Annotated in this window: 16 protein-coding genes; all 16 read left to right on the top strand. The window is 64.0% G+C overall.

Annotated elements, in window-relative coordinates:
• Positions 1–668: 668 nt before the first annotated feature.
• The 16 genes from C8K14_RS16135 (at position 669) to C8K14_RS16065 (ending at position 16,453) form a co-directional block, all read left to right on the top strand.
• Positions 669–1,253: a hypothetical protein gene (locus C8K14_RS16135; protein ID WP_107717550.1), complete on the top strand. Its 585-nt coding sequence runs from the start codon at positions 669–671 to the stop codon at positions 1,251–1,253.
• Positions 1,250–2,791, top strand: a complete 1,542-nt coding sequence (locus tag C8K14_RS16130; protein ID WP_107717548.1) for a hypothetical protein — start codon at positions 1,250–1,252, stop codon at positions 2,789–2,791. Before C8K14_RS16135 ends, C8K14_RS16130 begins: the two co-directional genes overlap by 4 nt.
• A gap of 9 nt (positions 2,792–2,800) precedes the next feature.
• A complete protein-coding gene (locus C8K14_RS22440) occupies positions 2,801–3,043 on the top strand; it encodes a hypothetical protein (RefSeq protein WP_133726846.1) in 243 nt (80 codons plus the stop codon).
• Positions 3,044–3,057: 14 nt separating this feature from the next.
• On the top strand, positions 3,058–3,411 hold the full coding sequence (locus C8K14_RS16125) for a hypothetical protein (protein ID WP_107717546.1): 354 nt from the start codon (positions 3,058–3,060) through the stop codon (positions 3,409–3,411).
• Between the two features lie 15 nt (positions 3,412–3,426).
• Positions 3,427–5,064 carry a portal protein gene (locus C8K14_RS16120; protein WP_107717543.1) on the top strand — a complete coding sequence of 546 codons (1,638 nt, stop codon included), beginning with the start codon at positions 3,427–3,429 and terminating at the stop codon, positions 5,062–5,064.
• Complete coding sequence (locus C8K14_RS16115) at positions 5,061–5,354, top strand: hypothetical protein (RefSeq protein ID WP_107717542.1); 294 nt, start codon at positions 5,061–5,063, stop codon at positions 5,352–5,354. The genes C8K14_RS16120 and C8K14_RS16115 overlap by 4 nt, the downstream gene beginning before the upstream one ends.
• On the top strand, positions 5,332–6,264 hold the full coding sequence (locus C8K14_RS22905; protein WP_199223753.1) for a hypothetical protein: 933 nt from the start codon (positions 5,332–5,334) through the stop codon (positions 6,262–6,264). Before C8K14_RS16115 ends, C8K14_RS22905 begins: the two co-directional genes overlap by 23 nt.
• A 163-nt stretch (positions 6,265–6,427) precedes the next feature.
• Positions 6,428–7,393: a phage capsid protein gene (locus C8K14_RS16105; RefSeq protein WP_107717539.1), complete on the top strand. Its 966-nt coding sequence runs from the start codon at positions 6,428–6,430 to the stop codon at positions 7,391–7,393.
• A 62-nt stretch (positions 7,394–7,455) separates the two neighbouring features.
• Positions 7,456–7,905 (top strand): hypothetical protein, encoded by a 450-nt coding sequence (locus C8K14_RS16100; RefSeq protein ID WP_107717537.1) that lies wholly within the window; start codon positions 7,456–7,458, stop codon positions 7,903–7,905.
• Positions 7,906–7,992: 87 nt separating this feature from the next.
• A complete protein-coding gene (locus C8K14_RS16095; protein WP_107717535.1) occupies positions 7,993–8,190 on the top strand; it encodes a hypothetical protein in 198 nt (65 codons plus the stop codon).
• A gap of 10 nt (positions 8,191–8,200) precedes the next feature.
• A complete protein-coding gene (locus C8K14_RS16090; RefSeq protein WP_107717533.1) occupies positions 8,201–8,800 on the top strand; it encodes a hypothetical protein in 600 nt (199 codons plus the stop codon).
• Positions 8,801–8,803: 3 nt separating this feature from the next.
• Complete coding sequence (locus C8K14_RS16085) at positions 8,804–11,086, top strand: hypothetical protein (protein WP_107717531.1); 2,283 nt, start codon at positions 8,804–8,806, stop codon at positions 11,084–11,086.
• The gene (locus C8K14_RS16080; RefSeq protein WP_107717530.1) at positions 11,086–11,541 is read left to right on the top strand and encodes a hypothetical protein; all 456 of its coding nucleotides are present in this window, start codon (positions 11,086–11,088) and stop codon (positions 11,539–11,541) included. Before C8K14_RS16085 ends, C8K14_RS16080 begins: the two co-directional genes overlap by 1 nt.
• Positions 11,531–12,055 (top strand): hypothetical protein, encoded by a 525-nt coding sequence (locus C8K14_RS16075; RefSeq protein WP_133726844.1) that lies wholly within the window; start codon positions 11,531–11,533, stop codon positions 12,053–12,055. Before C8K14_RS16080 ends, C8K14_RS16075 begins: the two co-directional genes overlap by 11 nt.
• Complete coding sequence (locus tag C8K14_RS16070; RefSeq protein WP_107717526.1) at positions 12,048–14,039, top strand: hypothetical protein; 1,992 nt, start codon at positions 12,048–12,050, stop codon at positions 14,037–14,039. Before C8K14_RS16075 ends, C8K14_RS16070 begins: the two co-directional genes overlap by 8 nt.
• Positions 14,036–16,453, top strand: coding sequence for a hypothetical protein (locus tag C8K14_RS16065; RefSeq protein ID WP_107717525.1), 2,418 nt, complete (start codon positions 14,036–14,038; stop codon positions 16,451–16,453). The genes C8K14_RS16070 and C8K14_RS16065 overlap by 4 nt, the downstream gene beginning before the upstream one ends.
• Positions 16,454–16,455 lie beyond the last annotated feature (2 nt).

Raw genomic sequence — 16,455 nt, 5'->3', positions numbered from 1 at the left:
GCGGTTGCGCCTGCAACTGGCGCCGGCGGGGCGGGCATTCGGGGCGATTGGGCCCGGCGCGGCGAATATTCTGGCGGGCGGATATGCGCAGCGCTCGAGCGGCGGCGCGATCGTGGCGCGCCAGGTGCTTCCCAGCAGTGTGATGCGGGGGCGGCGGGGCGAAAGTTTTGGGGTTTTCGGCCTGGCGGCCGGGGGCGCGATCGGCGCCGGCGGCGCGATCGGGAGCGGTGCGGGTCGGCCTGGGCAAAGTGGCGGATTTCTGCGGGTTTCGGCGGCCCGATCGGGGCGTGTTGGAAAGGCGATGTTGGAAGGGTGCGCCTATGTCGCTGGAAATGCTGGGCAATCTGACTTCGCGCATCAGCCTGTCAGGCTGAACGGCGAGACCCCCCTGGGGGGTGCATCGCGCGCGCGGGCCCCCGGGCGCCCCCAGGCGCGGGCGCGCATCCCCAGCTCGCTGGCGCACCACGTGAACCGAATTTGGAACGGCGTTCCGGGCCGCCTGATCTTGCCGATGGATGCCCAGGGTACAGCCGGGGCCGGATCGTGGGTGCCCACCGGCGGGCCGGGGTGTGGGAAACGGGCGATGGTTGGGAGCGCGACGCGGGCCGGGGTGTGGGTGATCCCACCGGGGCGCGTCGCAGCATCTGTGATGAATCGGGAGGCTGGGCATGTCAACGCGGCGTAACGAGAGCCCCGGTGGAAAAGTCGAGGCGGGCGCGCTGATCGAGCAGAGCAAGGCGCTGGTCGATGCAGCGGCGGCCGAGGAACAGCAACTTTCGATGCTGGAACCGGTGACGCCCGAAGAAATGGCGATCGCGCGCGAGGAGCTGGGCGGCGAGGCCGGGCGCCTGACCGTGCTGCGCCATGCGCGGGCAACGCGGCGGGGGCGACCGGCCGGGGTGAAGAACCGGCGCACCGAGGATTTCCGCAAGTACATCTTGGGGTTTGGCCAAGATCCGGCGATCACGCTGATGCAAATCCAGAACACCGATCCCGAGATCCTGGTGGAGCGATCAGCCGAAATGGACCCGGTCAAGCGGCGCATGTCTTACGGGGACGCGCAGCAGCTGCGGGTGCGCTGCGCCGAAGCACTGATGCCGTTCATCCATTCGAAACAGCCGGTGGCGGTCGACATGAATTTCAGCGGGCTTTCGGACCTGGTGATTGCCGGCGTCACGCATAGCGAGGCGCAGGTGCAGGATATCATCGAGGGCGATTTCATGCCGCTGGATGATGACGGGGACGAGGCATGAGCATGCGCAAGCTCATCTCGCCCGGGCCGGTGGCGGAAGCGTTCATACGCAGCCGGGCGTTCGTCTGCGGCATCATCGGCCCGGTGGGCAGTGGCAAGACAATGGCCGCCCTGCAGAAGGGGTTGCGCCTAGGGGCAATGCAGGGTTGCGTACGCGACGCGAACGGGATCTGGTGGCGCAAGGCGCGGATCGGGATCATCCGCGAAAGCTATCCGTCGATCGAATCCACGATCTTGAAATCATGGTGGCAAATCATCCCTAAGAGCGAAGGCAAGTTCAGCCTGCGCGCGCCCTATACCCACGCATTTCGCAAAGTGCTGCGCCGCGACGATGACGGCCGCCCAGTGGAAATTCTCGATTGCGAATTCGAGTTTCGCGCGATCGGGGATCAATCGGTTGAAGAGGCATGCCGTGGTTGGGAAGTCAACGCGGTTATCGTCGATGAAGCCGATATTCAGCCGGTCGATCTGGTGCCGTTCCTGACGGGCCGTGTCGGGCGCTTTTCGGACCTTGACCCGTCAACGGTCTATGATCCGCAGATCATCCTGTCGCTCAACATGCCAGATATCGAAAACCATATCTACCAGCTGTTGATGACCAAGGATGGCGGGGATTTTCTTTCGGCCGAAGACAAGGCCGAGCTGGTCAAGGTGCTGGGCGAGCGGCCGCTGATCGAATGCTTTGTGCAGCCGGGCGGCCGCGAGCCGGATGCCGAGAACATCCATAACCTGCCGGGCGGCCGGGGGTATTACGTGCTGCAGGTGGCGGCCAACCGGCACAAGCCCGGCTATGTCGATCGCATGGTCGACAACAAGCCGGTACCGATCATGCACGGGTTGCCGGTAAACGCCGATTTCGTGCACCGCGTGCACGTGGTGAAATCGGGCGTGCTGCGGTGGGACCGGCGCCATAAGCTGATCGTGGGGATCGACCAGGGCCTATTTGCGGCGGCGGCGATCTGCCAGCGCAACAGCTATGGCCAGCTGCGCACGCTGGGCGAAGTGGTGAACCTGGCACCGGGCGGCAAAGACCTGCTCAAGGTGGGGCCAACGTCATTTGGCAAGAAGCTGCGCGCGTTCCTGATGGAAAACTTTCCCGGCATTCGGGCTGAGGAAATCCGCTGCGTGGGCGATCCTGCCATGTTCGCGGCGACCGATCGCGAGGATGATGAACAGGACTGGCGCATGGCCTGCCAGAAAGCGCTGGGGTTTCACATATTCCGCGCCAAGAGCAACCGGCAGGGGTTGCGCAACGAGGCGATCTGGCGGGCGCAGAAAGAGCGGGATGGCTATCAGATCGATGAACGCTGCAGCCACCTGATCAAGGCCCATAGCGGGGGCTATCGCTATGCCAAGGCGCAGCTGGGGACCGGCGAAACGCGCGGCCACCTGGAAATTGCCGACACGATCTACACCCACGTGGCCGACGCTGAGCAGTATGCCGCGCTGGAAGGTGAGAACGTCATTCAAGAGATCCGCGGGACCGAACGCAAGGGGCCGCCGATCCACGTCCAATCGGACTGGGACATCTACAGCTAGGAGGCAGGAATGGGTGGGATTTTGTCCGTTGCATCTGCAGTTGTTAGCGCCGGGAGCGCCGTAGCATCGCTGGCATCGAGCGCACCGAAACAGCAGGCGCTGCCGGTGCCGGTGGTGCGGGACGATGCCAGCAGCATGATCGATGCCAGTGACAAGCTGGCGCAGCGGCGTGGCGGGGCCAGCGATATCCTGAATGGGGACGGTGGGTTCAGCAAAGCGCTGCCCGGCCCCAAAACGACGCTTGGGTCATAAAAAAAGGACACATCATGGGAACGGAAGTGAACGTTTACAGCACAGTGCTGGAAAATCCGGTGCAGCTGATCGCGATGGTGAAAGGCAAGCCGATGCCCAAGCTGGTGACGATCGAGGCCAAGCCAGAGGATTGGCATGGCGGCCACCCGCTGGGCGCGGTGCTGATGAAGCCTGTGGAGGTGGACTGCACCAGGTTGAACAAGCCGCCGGTGATCGAGGGCTGGCAGGTGGTGTGCGATGGCGAGGTGATCAGTGAAGAACCGCTGCCATCACCGATCCGCCTGGAATCCCAGGTGACGATGCGCCTGGAACGCTGCGCGATCGTGCGCCGCGCCGACGCCGAAAGCAACGCGGCCCCGGCCGCCTGAGGAAAGGGCAGCGATATGGCTGACGTGCGAGACGAAGTGCAGGTGCTGCTGAAACGGCATCAGGAACTGGTGACGGAACGCGGGCCGCGCGAGGCGCTGTGGCGCGAGTGCGAGCGCTGGGTTGACCCGGAACAGCAGGGCGGCTTTTTCCGCCGTCAGCCGGGCGGCCAGCGCGATGGCCATATCACTGAAAACACCGCGCAGATGGGCCTTGAGGCGTTCGTGGCGGCGATGGACGCCATGCTGATGCCGGAAGGCGAACAGGTCACGCTGCTGAAAACCAGCGATGCCGCGCTGAACGATGTGCCGGCAGTGGCACGGTGGCTGCAGCATGCCAGCGACCGGCTGCATGCGTGCCGGAATGCCGCCCATACCGGGTTCCAATCGGCCAGTGCGCTGCGCTGGCGCATGCTGGGCATCTATGGCTGGGCGGGCATGTGGATCGATGAATGGGTGGGGCGCGGCCTGTTTTACCAGACGCCGCACCCCAGCGAGCTTTACATCGATGACGATTTTCGCGGGCGGATCGACACGGTGCATCGCCGGCGCGAAGTGAAGGCGCGCCAGCTGGCGCAGATGTTCCACAATGACCAGCTGCCGCCCAAGGTTAAACAGGCGCTGGCGGACAACAAGCCCGACCAGTGCTTTACCCTGGTGCACATTATCCGGCCCAATTCGGCGCACGAACCGGGGCGTCTGGATTCGCGGCGCTTTCCGATCCAGTCGATCTATCTGCTGGAAGAGACCCGCGATCTGATCAGCGTGGGCGGGTATTATTCCCACCCGCTGCCGGTATCGCGCTATATCCTGTCACCGCACGACGCGTATGGCGTGGGGCCCAGCGGCAAAGTGATCGGCACGATCCGCCAGCTGAACATCATGGCCAAGGATACGATCAAGGCGTTTCACCTGGCGCTGCAGCCGCCGATCCTGATGCCGTCTGATGGATCGATCAACCGGATGAACATGACGCCGGGTGCGCCGATCCCGGGCGGGATGGACAATGGCAAGGAACAGATCAAGCCGTTCAACAGCGGGGCCAACCCGATCTATTCCGACAAGGCGATCGAAAAAGCGGTGAACACGGTGAACACCGCGTTCCTGGTGCACGTGTTTGCCATCATGCAAGAGCCGATCGACCGGCAGACGGCCACGGAATATCTGGGCCGCAAGCGGGAAGCGATGCTGCTGCAGGCGCCGAATGCCGGGCGGCAGATCGGGGAAGCGCTGGTGCCCAGCGCGGAACGCGAGCTGGATATCCTGATGCGGGCGCGGCAGATCGACCCGATGCCCCCGGAAATGCGCGAGGCGGGTGCAGGCCTGCTGATCGAATGCGACAACCCGCTGACGCGCGCGGCGAAATCGGCCGATGCCCACAATTTCATGGGCGCGCTCGAAATGCTGACGCCGATGGCGCAGATCGATCCATCGATTTATGACGTGATCGATACCGATGCGGCACCGCGCGGACTGATGCGCGCGATGGGCGTGCGGGCCGACTGGCTGCGCGATCCGGACCAGGTGGCAGCGCTGCGCCAGGCCAAGGCCGAACAGCAGCAAGGCGCCAGCCTGGTGGAAGCGGCGCCGGCCGCCACGCAAGCGATGCTGAATATGGCCAAGGCACGCCAGCTATCCATGGGCGGTGGCGCATGACGGCCCGCATCAACGCCTGGGTGATCCAGGCGATTGCGCGCATGCGATCGCGATCGTTCCGCGTGGTGTTCGATACCGATGGCGAGAATGGCCGCGAGGTGGGCCACGTGCTGGCCGCGCTGCGCCAATTCTGTTGCGCACAGTCACCCGCGATCGGGGCGAGCCCCGAAGAAACCTATCGGCTGAACGGCCGCCGCGATGTGTGGCTGTTCATCCAGAGCCAGCTCAATTTCACCGAAACGAAGATTGCTGAACAACAGGAGGCACATGATGACTACTTCGGGGAGTGACAACAACGGCGGTGCGGGCGGTGAAGGCGCAGCGGCGGCGCCGGCATCGGGCGGGGCGTCTTCGCTGCTGGATACGGCGGCGCCGGCTGCTGCACCGGCTGCTGCGGCCCCGGCGGCTTCGCCTGCAGGGGATGCGCCGGCCGCAGCGGCGCCCGAGCCGGCGGACTGGATGAAGGGCCTGACCACGGATGGCGATGCGCTGGCATGGCTGGCGAACAAGAAGTTTGCCACCCCGGCGGCGCTGGTCGATGCCTATCGCCAGACGGAACGGGCGTTTCACACGGCGATCCCGGGCGAGAACGATCCGGCTGAGCGGTGGGATGCGTTCTACAAGCGGGTGGGGCGCCCGGACAGCCCGGATGGCTATGACGTGGCGGCGCCGGATGGTTTTGAATCCAATCCCGAGTTCACCGGGCGGTTCAAGGAAACCGCGCACAAGATGGGGCTGAGTGCCAAGCAGGCCACCGGCATGGTAGAATGGTATAACCAGGAAGCGCTAGCGACGCTGCAGGCCGAGGCCAATGCGACGCGCGAACAACAGCAGGCATTGCGCGCGGAATGGGGCGCTGATTTCAACAAGAATATCGAAATCGCGCGGCGCGGCATGCAGGTGCTGGGAATCGACAATGCCACGCTGGATGGCATGGGGCGCGGCATCGGCGTGGACCAGGCGCTGAAAATCATGGCCAAGCTGGGCACGATGACCAGCGAGGACATGCTGCGCGGCGGAGGCAACACGCCCGGATTCACTGTTTCGGAAGAGACGGCGCAGGCTGAGCTGGACAGCTTCATTGGCGACAAGGATGCGACGGCCAAGTTGCGCGCCGGCGATCCCACGGTGAAGGCGCGCTATGACCGCCTGGTGGCGGCCGTGGCAGCGGCTAAGGAGGCCAAGAAGCGGGCGGCCTGATATTGCCCCTTGACGCCCGCCTTACCCTTGCGGGATAAGGCGGGCCTTCGCCGGATTAGCGTGCCCATGGCATGCCCCGGCAGCGCTGGCCCCGATACGGCCCGTTCAAGCGAGCGATATCGCCAGAAACGGCCCCGCGGCGAGCGGACTAGCCTTTCGATCGATGCGAAACCATCTTTCGGAGGCTGCCGTGGTTGATCAGGTCAACACCACCGCTCTTGTAACGTATCAATCCAACATGAAGCTGGCTCTGCAGCCCAAGGGCGGCGAGCTGATTGGCACCTGCCTGGAAGGCGATCTTTCGGGCGAGCTGGCCGAGATCGATGACTATTTCGGCGCGGCCGATACGCAGACAATCCGCGAACGGCATGTACCGATCGTTCCCAGCGATGCCCCGCAGGACCGCCTGTGGCTGGCAAAGCCCGACCCGGATTTCTATGACCGCCTGGTCAACAAGCAGGACCAGCTGATGGCCGGCGTCTCGCTGACGGGCGGCTATGTGATGCAGGGCGCGGCAGCGATCCGCCGCTACTGGAACCGCCAGTGGCTGAATGGCTTTTTCGGTAGCCGCCAGACCGGCAAGAAGGGGACGATCATCACCACGTTCCCGGCCGGCCAGATCGTGCCGTACAACACCGGCTTTGCCGCCGGCGGCACGAACCGCATGTGCGTGGAAAAGTTCTTTGCCGCGCGCGAAGTGTTGGGGCTGTCCAACGCGGACTTCACCGAAGAAGAGGCCTATATCCTCCTGACGCCCAAGCAGATCACCGATCTGCTGCGCGAAGTGCAGATCACCAGTAACGAGTTTTCGTCGCTGGGCGGGATGATGAGCCCGGATGGCAAGAAGCTGCTTCGCTTCCTGGGTTTCAACATCATCGAGATGAACCTGGCCGACGCGCTCTATGCGACCAAGGCGCCGACCACGGAATCCGCTGGCGGCGGCACGGTGCGCAAGAACCCGTTCTGGCTGAAATCCGGCGTCTACAACGGCTATTGGGAACGGCTGTTCACCAACGTGACGATGCGCGAAGATCTGCACTTCGAAACGCAGGTCTATGCGCGCAGCGCGATGGCGACAACGCGGACCCAGGACGGCCTTTCCGGCTATATCCAGAACAGCGAAGCCTGATCGGCGCCGGCGCGGCGATCGGCCGCGCCTGCCCGGTTTGCTTCAACCAGGAGTGAAACAAGATGCCGAAGGGTTACTCGCTTCAAGCGCAGGGTGTTCTGGACGGCAGCTTGCCGCCGGCCATTCCCGATGGCGCGATCGTGGGCGCACGGCTGCGCCGCAATTCGATCTTTCTTTCCGGCGCATCGCTGGTCGCGCAGGGCGTGGGGGCGGTCAATGACAACATCGTTGTTTACGAATGGCCCGCCAACGCGCTGTTCGATTCGATCACGTTCCAGACCGATACGGCGTTTACCGGCGCGACGATCCAGTTCGGCACCGCCGCCAACCCGACCAAGTATGGCTCGATCGCGGCGGCGGCGGCCAACACGCTGTATACCCTGCGCCCCGTGGCCGCGCGCATCGCCGGCCAGTATACGGCGCCGGAACAGCTGATCATGACGGTGATCGGTGCGGCGCTGCCCAGCGCGTTCAACGCCGAAATCGCGATGACGTACCAATCGGCCAACTGACGGCCGCGACTGTGCCCGGCCGCCGCGTGCGTGCCGGGCACATGCGTTTTTCAAGCATTTGTGTTTTCAGTATAGGGGAGCGGCGCGATGGCGCAGGTGAACGTGGTGGCGAAGCGGGGCGACAAGCCCAAGGATTACACGGTTTCGACCGGCACGCTGACGCTGGCAAGCGAAAGCATCGCGCTGGTTTACAACAGCACCGGGCCGTTGAACCGGGGCGAAGTGTTCAAGTTCCTGGAAGAGGTGGAACAGTTCATGGCCAACCACCCGTTCCCGGCCGCCTAAGGCGCGGGCCATGGGATCGCGGCTGACGGTCTATCAGCTGGTTGCCCAGCACCTGGCCCAGGATGAAGGGCTGATCGATCCCGACCAGGACACGCGCCTGACCGTGGCGATCAATGCGGTGTGGGATATCGCGCGCAAGGCGACCCTGCGGCGCAATACCTGGAATTTCGCGACCGCGCGCGTATCCCTGCCGGCGTTGGCCGATCCGCCGGCATTTGGCTATGGCTATCAGTTCACACTGCCGGCCGATTTCGTGCGCCTGGCCGATGTGGACGGCCCAATCCCGCAGGCGCGCGACTGGAAAATGGAAGGCGGCAAGCTGCTGGGCAACTCCACCCCGCTGCAGATCCTCTATGTGCGGGACTGCACCGAAGTGGAGCGGTGGGACGATCTGTTCGAGCTGGCGCTGTCTTACAAGGTGGCCGAGCTGATCGCGGTGCAGATCACGGGCGATGCCAATGTGAAGATGGAATGCCGGCAATCGTTCAACGATGTGTTTGGCGATGCCCAGGCCACCGATGCCCAGGAAAACCCGCCGCAGAATTTCGATGATGACCCGTGGACCACTGCCCGCTGGGGCTATGGATATTCCACCTATTGGCCGAGTTGATCCATGCCCGTTCATGCCCTGCAGAGCAGTTTCAATGGCGGGGCAGTTTCGCCCCGGCTGTTCGGCCGCACCGATACCGCGATCTATGACGGGGCCGTTGCCGAGCTGCTGAATTTCGCGCCCACGGTGGAGGGGCCAGCGATCAAGCGCAGCGGCACGATCGCGGCCGGCGCGGCCGATCCAACCGCAAGCACGATCATTCCGTTCGAGTTCAATGCCGAGCAGGCCTATGCCCTGGTGTTTTCGGACGATGGCGCCGGGGCTGGCCTGGTGCACTTCTATTCCAACAGCGGGGCGCCGCTGGTGGATGGTGGCGGCAGCCCGGTGGTGGTCAACGTGCCATACACAGCGGCGGATGCGCAGGCGCTGTATTGGCAGCAATCGGCCGATGTGCTGTATCTGACCCACCCGGGCTATCCGCCGGCCAAGATATCGCGCGTGGGCGCAGCAGCATTCACCTATGCCGTGCTGGCGCTGAGCGGTGGGCCGTTCGACGATCAGAACAGCGATTCATCGTTAACGGTCTATGCCAGCGCGGCGGCCGGCGTGGTGACGCTGACGGCCACGAGCGCGATCTTTCGGCCGGGGCATGTGGGCGCGCTGTTTCAGCTGCAGGCCAAGGATTTCGCAGCGATCCCGTTGTGGGAACCGGGCATGTCGGTGCCCAGCGCTGGCGTGCTATGGCGCTGGGAAGGCAAGGTCTATCAGAACGTGGGGGGTGGCAAGACGGGTTCCACGCCGCCGACGCACACCTTTGGCACCTATTACGACGGCACCAATACCAACGATCTGAACGACAAGAACCTGGGCACGCAGTGGACCTATTACTGCGACCAATATGGCCAGCTGAAAATCACCGCGGTGGCGAGCGATGGGCTGAGCGCCACGGCGACGGTGCTGCGCACGATCCCGCCCGGGGCGGTTGGATCATACGGGCCGTTTGGTGGGCTTTTGGGCGGCAGCTGGCGGTGGAACTTTGGCCGGTTTTCCGCCGATCGTGGCTGGCCCAAGGCGGTGTGCATCTGGAACGATCGCCTGGTACTGTTCACCGATTTCGAAGTGATCGGTTCGGTGGTGGGCGATTACCTCAATTTCAGCAGCTTTGACGACACAGGACGCCTGGAAGCGGACCTGGCATTCCGGTTTCGCATCACGGGTTCGAACCCGATCAACTGGATCGCACCCGATCTGCAGCTGCTGCTTTCGACCGACAAGGCGGAATGGACGGTGGGGCCGGTCAACAGCCAGGCTGCGCCCAGCTCCACCAACCTGATGGTGACGCGGCAGAGCCATTTCGGCAGCGAGCCGGTGCGCCCGGTGCAATCGGGGCTGAAAACCATTTTCGTGCAGCGCGGGGGCAAGAAGATCCGCGAGGCCGGGTATGACTATATCCAGAACCGCTATTCCGCCGCAAACCTGCTGATCTGGTGCCGGCATTATGGCCAGCCCGGGATCAAGCGCCTGGGCTGGCAGCAGGAAAGCGAAGAAATCCTGTGGGCGCTGCGCAATGATGGCGTGCTGCTGATGCATGCCTATGCGCCCGAACAGCAGGTGAAAGGCTGGGGCGAATGCCGGATCGCCGGGTTTGACGGTACCACGGCGACGGTGCTGGATTTTTGCGTGATCCCGGCCAGCACGGGTTCACCCGACAGCGTGTGGATGCTCGTCGACCGTGCTGGCGTGCGATCGGTGGAAGTGCTTGACCCGTGGTGGATCGACGGCACCGATATCAGCGATGCGCGCTTTCTGGATGGGGCGATCTGGTATGACGGCGCACCAGCAACGCATATCGGCATCGGTGGCACGGGATTTCCCACGAGCTGGGCCGGCAAGATCGTGCAGGTCTTGGCCGATGGCCAGTATCTCAACCCGGTGACGGTAGCGAGCGATGGCAGCATCACGTTGCCGGCGCCGGCAGCGAAAGTGTGCGCCGGGCTGTTTTACCCGGCACGGATTACCGGACTACCGCCCAAGCTGCCGCAGCCGCATTCGGGCGGCGCGGCGGAAATGGTCAAGAAAAAGCTGGTGAACCTGCTGGTGCGCACGGTGGAAACGGCGGGCCTGTGGGCGGGCCAGAAATTGGCGAGCCGATTGGAAGAGCTGTTTCGCCGCAATGCGACCACGCGCATGGACAATCCCGATCCGCTGTTCAGCGGGGTGAGTGACAAGGTGATGGTGACGGGCGCCACCGATCGCGAAGGCGCGTGGGTGCTGGAAAGCCGGGCGCCGCTGCCGGCGATCGTGACCATGGTGCGCGGCAGCTATCAGCCAGAGGACAAGGATTGATGAGCGTGCTGTTCGTGCCACTGCGTGCCAGCCATGTGCCGGCGATCAGCCTGCAGGTGAGCCAGCAGGGCGCCATGGGGCTGTGGACGCCGGAAATGACCGAGGCCTATGGCCACGAGCTGGTGGCCGGTGGCCCAGCCTGGGCGGGGATCGACGTGGCCACCGGGCGCGTGATCGGCGCAGCCGGGTTTGCCGTGGTCTTTCCGACGCATGCCAATGCCTGGGCGCTGCTTTCGCCCGATATTGGCCGCCATGCCAAGGCGATCACGCAATTCGTGCGGCTGCAGATCGGCATGGCGCCGTGGCGGCGCATCGAGGCGCTGACCCGGGCCATTTATCCGCAGCAGGCGCGATGGGCCAAGGCCTGCGGTTTTTCATCGGTTGCGGTGATGCGCAACCATGGGCCGCTGTGTGAAACCGTGGAACTGTTCGAGGTGGTGCGCGATGGGATCTAGCATGGGGCCGATCGGCATGGGCGTGCAGGCGCTGGGCAGCTTTGCCCAGGGCTATGCCGGCTATCGCGCGGGCATGTTCAACGCACGGGTGGCGCAGGCGAACGCGCAGGGCGCGCTGGTGGACGGTGCGACGGCATCGGCCGCGAGCGACGCCAAATACCGCGCGGCGATCGGCGAGCAGCTGGCGGCGCAGGGGGCCGGCGGTTTCCAGATGGGCACTGGATCGAACCTGGACGCGGTGCTGGCAAGCCGGGTGAACCAGACCTATGCCGCGATGAGCATCCAGCGCCAGGCGGCGGCACGGGCCGTGGGTTTCAACAACCAGGCGGAAATGAGCCGCTATAGCGCGCGGCAAGCGCTGTTTCAGGGCATCAGCAATGCCGCATCCGGGATGATGAAAAACACCACGGATTATGCGCTGTCTGGCCAGCAGTATGGCTATGACAGTTCGGGCCAGTCAGGGGCGCTGACGCCCAGCACGTGGAACCCGATGAACGAGGTGCAATATGGCTGACCTGTCAGTGGCACCCGAGCCGGCGCCGCTGGCCACGCCGGAACTGCCCGCGAATGCCACGCCGCAAGCGTTTGGCGCCGGCGTGGCGGGTGAGATGGCGCAGGCCGGCAACCAGATGGTGCAGGCCGCCATGCAGCGCAAGGAAATCGACCTGCGCAACCGCTATGAGGCGGACAGTTCGGACCTGCAATTGCGCCTGGCGCAGATGCGCCCGCAGATGGCTGAGCAACTGACCCAGTTGCAGCAGGACCAGGCGCTCGATCCCAAAAACTATGCAGCACAAGCCGGCGCGATTTTCGACAAGTTGGCATCCGGTGTCACCGAAGGGATCACCAGCACCAAGCTGGCCCAGCAGGCGCAAGTACAGATCGCACAAATGCGTGCGCAATATGGAGAGCAAGCGCAAAACTGGCAGTCGGTGCAGTTGGCGCAGATTTCGGGCGATCGCACCAACAAGGCTGCGGAATTGCTCATGGGCCAATTGCGCGGTGCTACCAAAGACCAGGCCATGCCGATCATGCATCAGTTGGCGGACCTGGCATATTCCATGTCCGATCAAACGCCGGCAGTGCGAGAACGGGTTGCGCTTCAGTTGATGCAGCAAGGCGCAGATGTGTGGGCTCAGTCCATTGCTGCATCGAACCCAGAGCAGGCGCGCCAATACATTGCGGATGGCACGTTCAGCGGTTTTGGCGTTCCGGCAGCGCAACTGCACACACTCGACCGTGCCGCCCAAGCCGAGATTCATACGCGCCAGCAGGTGGCAAAGCAGGCTTATAGCGAGCAAGTTGCCACGATCCGATCTGTGTCCGCGCGCGGCATCGAAGTGCCGATGGATCAGATCGGGCCGATCCGCAATGCGGCTATGGCAGCCGGTGATACCTCGACCGTTTCGGAACTGGATGGCATCATCAATGCCAACCAGTTCGCCAAGGTCTATACGAAAATGCGGCCAATGGATCGCGAGCGCGCGATTGCCACGCTGGCTGGAAAAGCCAACCCCACGGCGGCCGAACAAGAAGAACTGCACTGGGCGCGAACGCACGTGCCCGAGATGAACCGCGCGTTCGAGTCCGATCCTGTTGGATATCTGGCAACGAACGGGCCGCAGGGAACGCAGCCGCCCCCGCTGAATCTGAACGATCCGAACTCCGTATCGGCATTTGTGCAATGGCGCCGGGCGGCATCGGCAGCGTATGGTTACAACATCCCGGTGTTTTCAGACACGCAACTGGCGACATTGCGCAACCAGTATGCGGCCGGCGACAGCGGCAAGGCCGAAATGCTGTCGGTGCTGGATGCGCTGCCGCCAGCGGAGCGATCCATCGCGGCCAAGCAAATCGCGCCGGCCGATACCGGGTTTCAGCATCTGGCCCAGATCAAGGATTTTCTACGGGGCACAGTGCGCGCCGGCCAGCAAAAGCTGGAAGCGGACAAGAGTTTTCTCACGCCCGACAAAACCAAGGTTCCCGGCCAGAACGCGGCAGCGCTGCTGGGCACGATGGAGAACGAAATCAATTTCGCCATGCGTGCGCTTTCGCCCGAGGACTCTGCGGCGGTGATCGAGAACGCCAAAGCATGGCTTGCAGGTCATCTTTCCGGCAAGGGACGCGACGTGAATGCCTTGGTGCCGGGGGACATTTTCACGGCGGCGCTGGTTGGCCTGGGTGGTTATTCCACAAAGGGGGCGGCGCTGGGCGGTATCGCGCATTGGCATTCCGGGCCGCCTTACGTTGTGCCTGACGGCTTCACCCGTGCCGGTTTCGAAATGGCCGTGCAGCGAGATCTGAAGCGGAAAGTGGATGCAAAGATGGGACCGGTTAACCCTGACGGAACTATCTTCAACCTCAACAACGCCTATCCGGTGCTGATCGGCCCGGGGCGCTATCGCTGGGAAACTGCAACGGGGTATGTCAGCGCGCGCGGCGCCGATGGGCGGCCAAGCCGCCAGCCCTACATCACCGATGTCCGAGCCGGGCAATGAGCGTGCTCGACACCGTGACGCCGCGTCAGGACCAGGCGCGCACCTTGCCGGGTAGTGTAGCCAGCGATCAGGAAAGCATTTCCGTCGATGGTGGCGTGTCGACGTTGGATGCCATGGCGGCAAATTGGCGCCTCACACTGGATCGTGACGAAGCCGGCAATTTCAACAATAAAGTGCAGGCCTACAATGATCTGGAAGATTCGCTGGTAGCTATGGGCAACCCGCGCAGCCGCTATCGCGATCCGCGTTGGGGTGGCTGGATACAGTCTGTGGAAACCTCGCCCGAGCGGTTCAAGGCGCTATGGGGTGGTGTGGTGGCCGCTAGGCAGCGCGACCCAAACGCCTTTGCCGATTTGCCGCGGACCCAGGAAGAATTCGACGTTTGGGCCTATGGGCGCAAAGGGGCCCATGCACGCGATATGGCAACATCAGCGCAAGGTGGCGTCGGCACCGCGATCATCCCCGGCCTGGCGTTTGGCGTTTCCACGGCCTTCAGTGCAGAGAACCTGCCATTTCTGGCGTTGGGCGGCGGCGGCAAATCGCTGGCGGAAGTGATTGCGGGTGAAGCGCTGAACGGGGCACGGATGACGGCGATCCAGACGCCGCAGGCGGTGCGATCAGCCGCGAACATGGGCGAAAATTATACTCCGGGCCAGATGGCGCAGGAACTGGCACTGGGCGCGGCAACAAATGCTGCTGTTGGTGCTGGCCTGCGATATGGCCCCGGGCTTGTCAGCGCCGGGGTGAAGGCGGCCGCTGATAGGGTGCTGCCGATGGATTTAAAGCTGGCGCGCGAGTTGGAACGCGCCACGGGGGCGCCATGGGAACGCACGCCGCAGCAACAGGCGGCGCTGAATATCCTGAACCTGCACGGTGAAATCAACGCTTCCAGTCCGTTTGTCGATACGCATGCGGGCCTCGCTGCGCATCAGGCGCGCGTGGCGGGCGCGATCGCCGCGCTGGATGGCAATAGCGGCGTGGACGGCTATCTGGCGGCGGTGCGACGCAGCGAAAGCGGGGGCAATCCGAACGCGCGCAACCCGATGCCAGGGCAATCTGCGTCCGGGCTTTATGGCTTCACGAATGACACCTGGCTGGGCGCGTATCGCGCGGAGTTTCCGAATAGCGGATTGAGCCGTGAAGCGATCCTGGCGCGCAAGGGTGACCCGGCGCTGCAAGAACGTTTGATGCGGCGCCTGACCGATGACAATGCCCAGCGGCTGCGTGCCATGGGCGTTCAGGCGGACCCTGCGAACCTGTACGTCATGCACCATCTGGGCACTGGCGACGGGCCGCGCGTGCTGCGCGCCGAGCCAGAAACGCCGCTATCATCGCTGCTTTCGCAACGGGTGATCGACGCCAATCCCTATATGCGCGACATGACGGTGGGCGATTTTCTGGCCTGGTCACGCAAGAAAATGGGGCAGGAAGGCGGCGCTATCGAGGGGCCGGTTGCACGGGCGGTCGATGACGGAGAGGCCGCCGTGGTGGAGGCTGAGCGCGTGCGTGCGGACGCGGAAGCCGAGGTAGCCGCCGGCATGGCGCGCGATGGTGCTGCGCCGGATGACATGATGGCGCCCGAGGCGCCGCGTGTCGATCCTGGCATGATCGACCGGCCCGACGGAGACGAAGTGCCGCAGTTGCGCCGCGATGCCTTTCCCGATGAAACGAGCTGGCGCATTGCGCAATCGGAAGTGGAAGCGCACGAACTGGGCTTGGAAAGCCCGCGCGTGACGCGACAGACGGTGTGGGACGATGCGCGCACCGAACTGGCGGCGGCAGGCGAAGGCACCGTCTATGGTGCGCTGTATCACGAAGACACCGGACCGATCGATGTGGTGTGGGGCGATGACACGCATGGCCTTGCGCATATCGTTGGCAAGCATCCCGATGTGGTCGAGAATCTACCGAGCATATTGGACGATATGCGGGTGGTGCCGGAGCGCAGCACGCGCAACCGGCTGCATCTGGAGAGCCCGGACCATGTGGCGAAAGTGCGCCTGGACTGGGACGAGCAGCGGCAAAACTGGCTGCTGACGGCATTCAAGAAGGATCGAAAGGCCCCGGCGGCAGCGGAGGACGGAGGTGCTACCGGTGTTGCGCGGGACCACTCCCCCACGCGCGAGGCCGGCTCGGATATAGGGAAGTTGCGCGGCGCTCGCAAGGCAGATGCCGTCGCACCGCGTGCCAGCGTCGATCCGCAAACCCTGAAAGCGTTCGATCAGCCAACCGGCGACGGGCCGACCTTGGTGGCCGATAGCGCCTGGCATGATGTGCGTGCGACGCTGGGCGATGCGATGGAGCGCTACTCCGTAGACCTGGGGGATGGCAAGGGTGCGCGCAGCGTGGCGCGCATCGAAGAGGAATTGAAGGCGGATGCCGCCGCGATCGAAGCGATCAGGAGTTGTCTATGACC

The organism is Novosphingobium sp. GV079 (assembly GCF_003058045.1).
Lineage (GTDB): Bacteria > Pseudomonadota > Alphaproteobacteria > Sphingomonadales > Sphingomonadaceae > Novosphingobium > Novosphingobium capsulatum.
Note: the sequence above shows the minus strand (reverse complement) of the source record. Positions and strands in the feature narration are given on the sequence as shown.

Excerpts from the sequence above, each read along its gene's own strand:
- C8K14_RS16135 (WP_107717550.1), top strand. The coding sequence starts at position 669 with ATGTCAACGCGGCGTAACGAGAGCCCCGGTGGAAAAGTCGAGGCGGGC.
- C8K14_RS16130 (WP_107717548.1), top strand. The coding sequence starts at position 1,250 with ATGAGCATGCGCAAGCTCATCTCGCCCGGGCCGGTGGCGGAAGCGTTC.
- C8K14_RS22440 (WP_133726846.1), top strand. The coding sequence starts at position 2,801 with ATGGGTGGGATTTTGTCCGTTGCATCTGCAGTTGTTAGCGCCGGGAGC.
- C8K14_RS16125 (WP_107717546.1), top strand. The coding sequence starts at position 3,058 with ATGGGAACGGAAGTGAACGTTTACAGCACAGTGCTGGAAAATCCGGTG.
- C8K14_RS16120 (WP_107717543.1), top strand. The coding sequence starts at position 3,427 with ATGGCTGACGTGCGAGACGAAGTGCAGGTGCTGCTGAAACGGCATCAG.
- C8K14_RS16115 (WP_107717542.1), top strand. The coding sequence starts at position 5,061 with ATGACGGCCCGCATCAACGCCTGGGTGATCCAGGCGATTGCGCGCATG.
- C8K14_RS22905 (WP_199223753.1), top strand. The coding sequence starts at position 5,332 with ATGATGACTACTTCGGGGAGTGACAACAACGGCGGTGCGGGCGGTGAA.
- C8K14_RS16105 (WP_107717539.1), top strand. The coding sequence starts at position 6,428 with ATGCGAAACCATCTTTCGGAGGCTGCCGTGGTTGATCAGGTCAACACC.
- C8K14_RS16100 (WP_107717537.1), top strand. The coding sequence starts at position 7,456 with ATGCCGAAGGGTTACTCGCTTCAAGCGCAGGGTGTTCTGGACGGCAGC.
- C8K14_RS16095 (WP_107717535.1), top strand. The coding sequence starts at position 7,993 with ATGGCGCAGGTGAACGTGGTGGCGAAGCGGGGCGACAAGCCCAAGGAT.
- C8K14_RS16090 (WP_107717533.1), top strand. The coding sequence starts at position 8,201 with ATGGGATCGCGGCTGACGGTCTATCAGCTGGTTGCCCAGCACCTGGCC.
- C8K14_RS16085 (WP_107717531.1), top strand. The coding sequence starts at position 8,804 with ATGCCCGTTCATGCCCTGCAGAGCAGTTTCAATGGCGGGGCAGTTTCG.
- C8K14_RS16080 (WP_107717530.1), top strand. The coding sequence starts at position 11,086 with ATGAGCGTGCTGTTCGTGCCACTGCGTGCCAGCCATGTGCCGGCGATC.
- C8K14_RS16075 (WP_133726844.1), top strand. The coding sequence starts at position 11,531 with ATGGGATCTAGCATGGGGCCGATCGGCATGGGCGTGCAGGCGCTGGGC.
- C8K14_RS16070 (WP_107717526.1), top strand. The coding sequence starts at position 12,048 with ATGGCTGACCTGTCAGTGGCACCCGAGCCGGCGCCGCTGGCCACGCCG.
- C8K14_RS16065 (WP_107717525.1), top strand. The coding sequence starts at position 14,036 with ATGAGCGTGCTCGACACCGTGACGCCGCGTCAGGACCAGGCGCGCACC.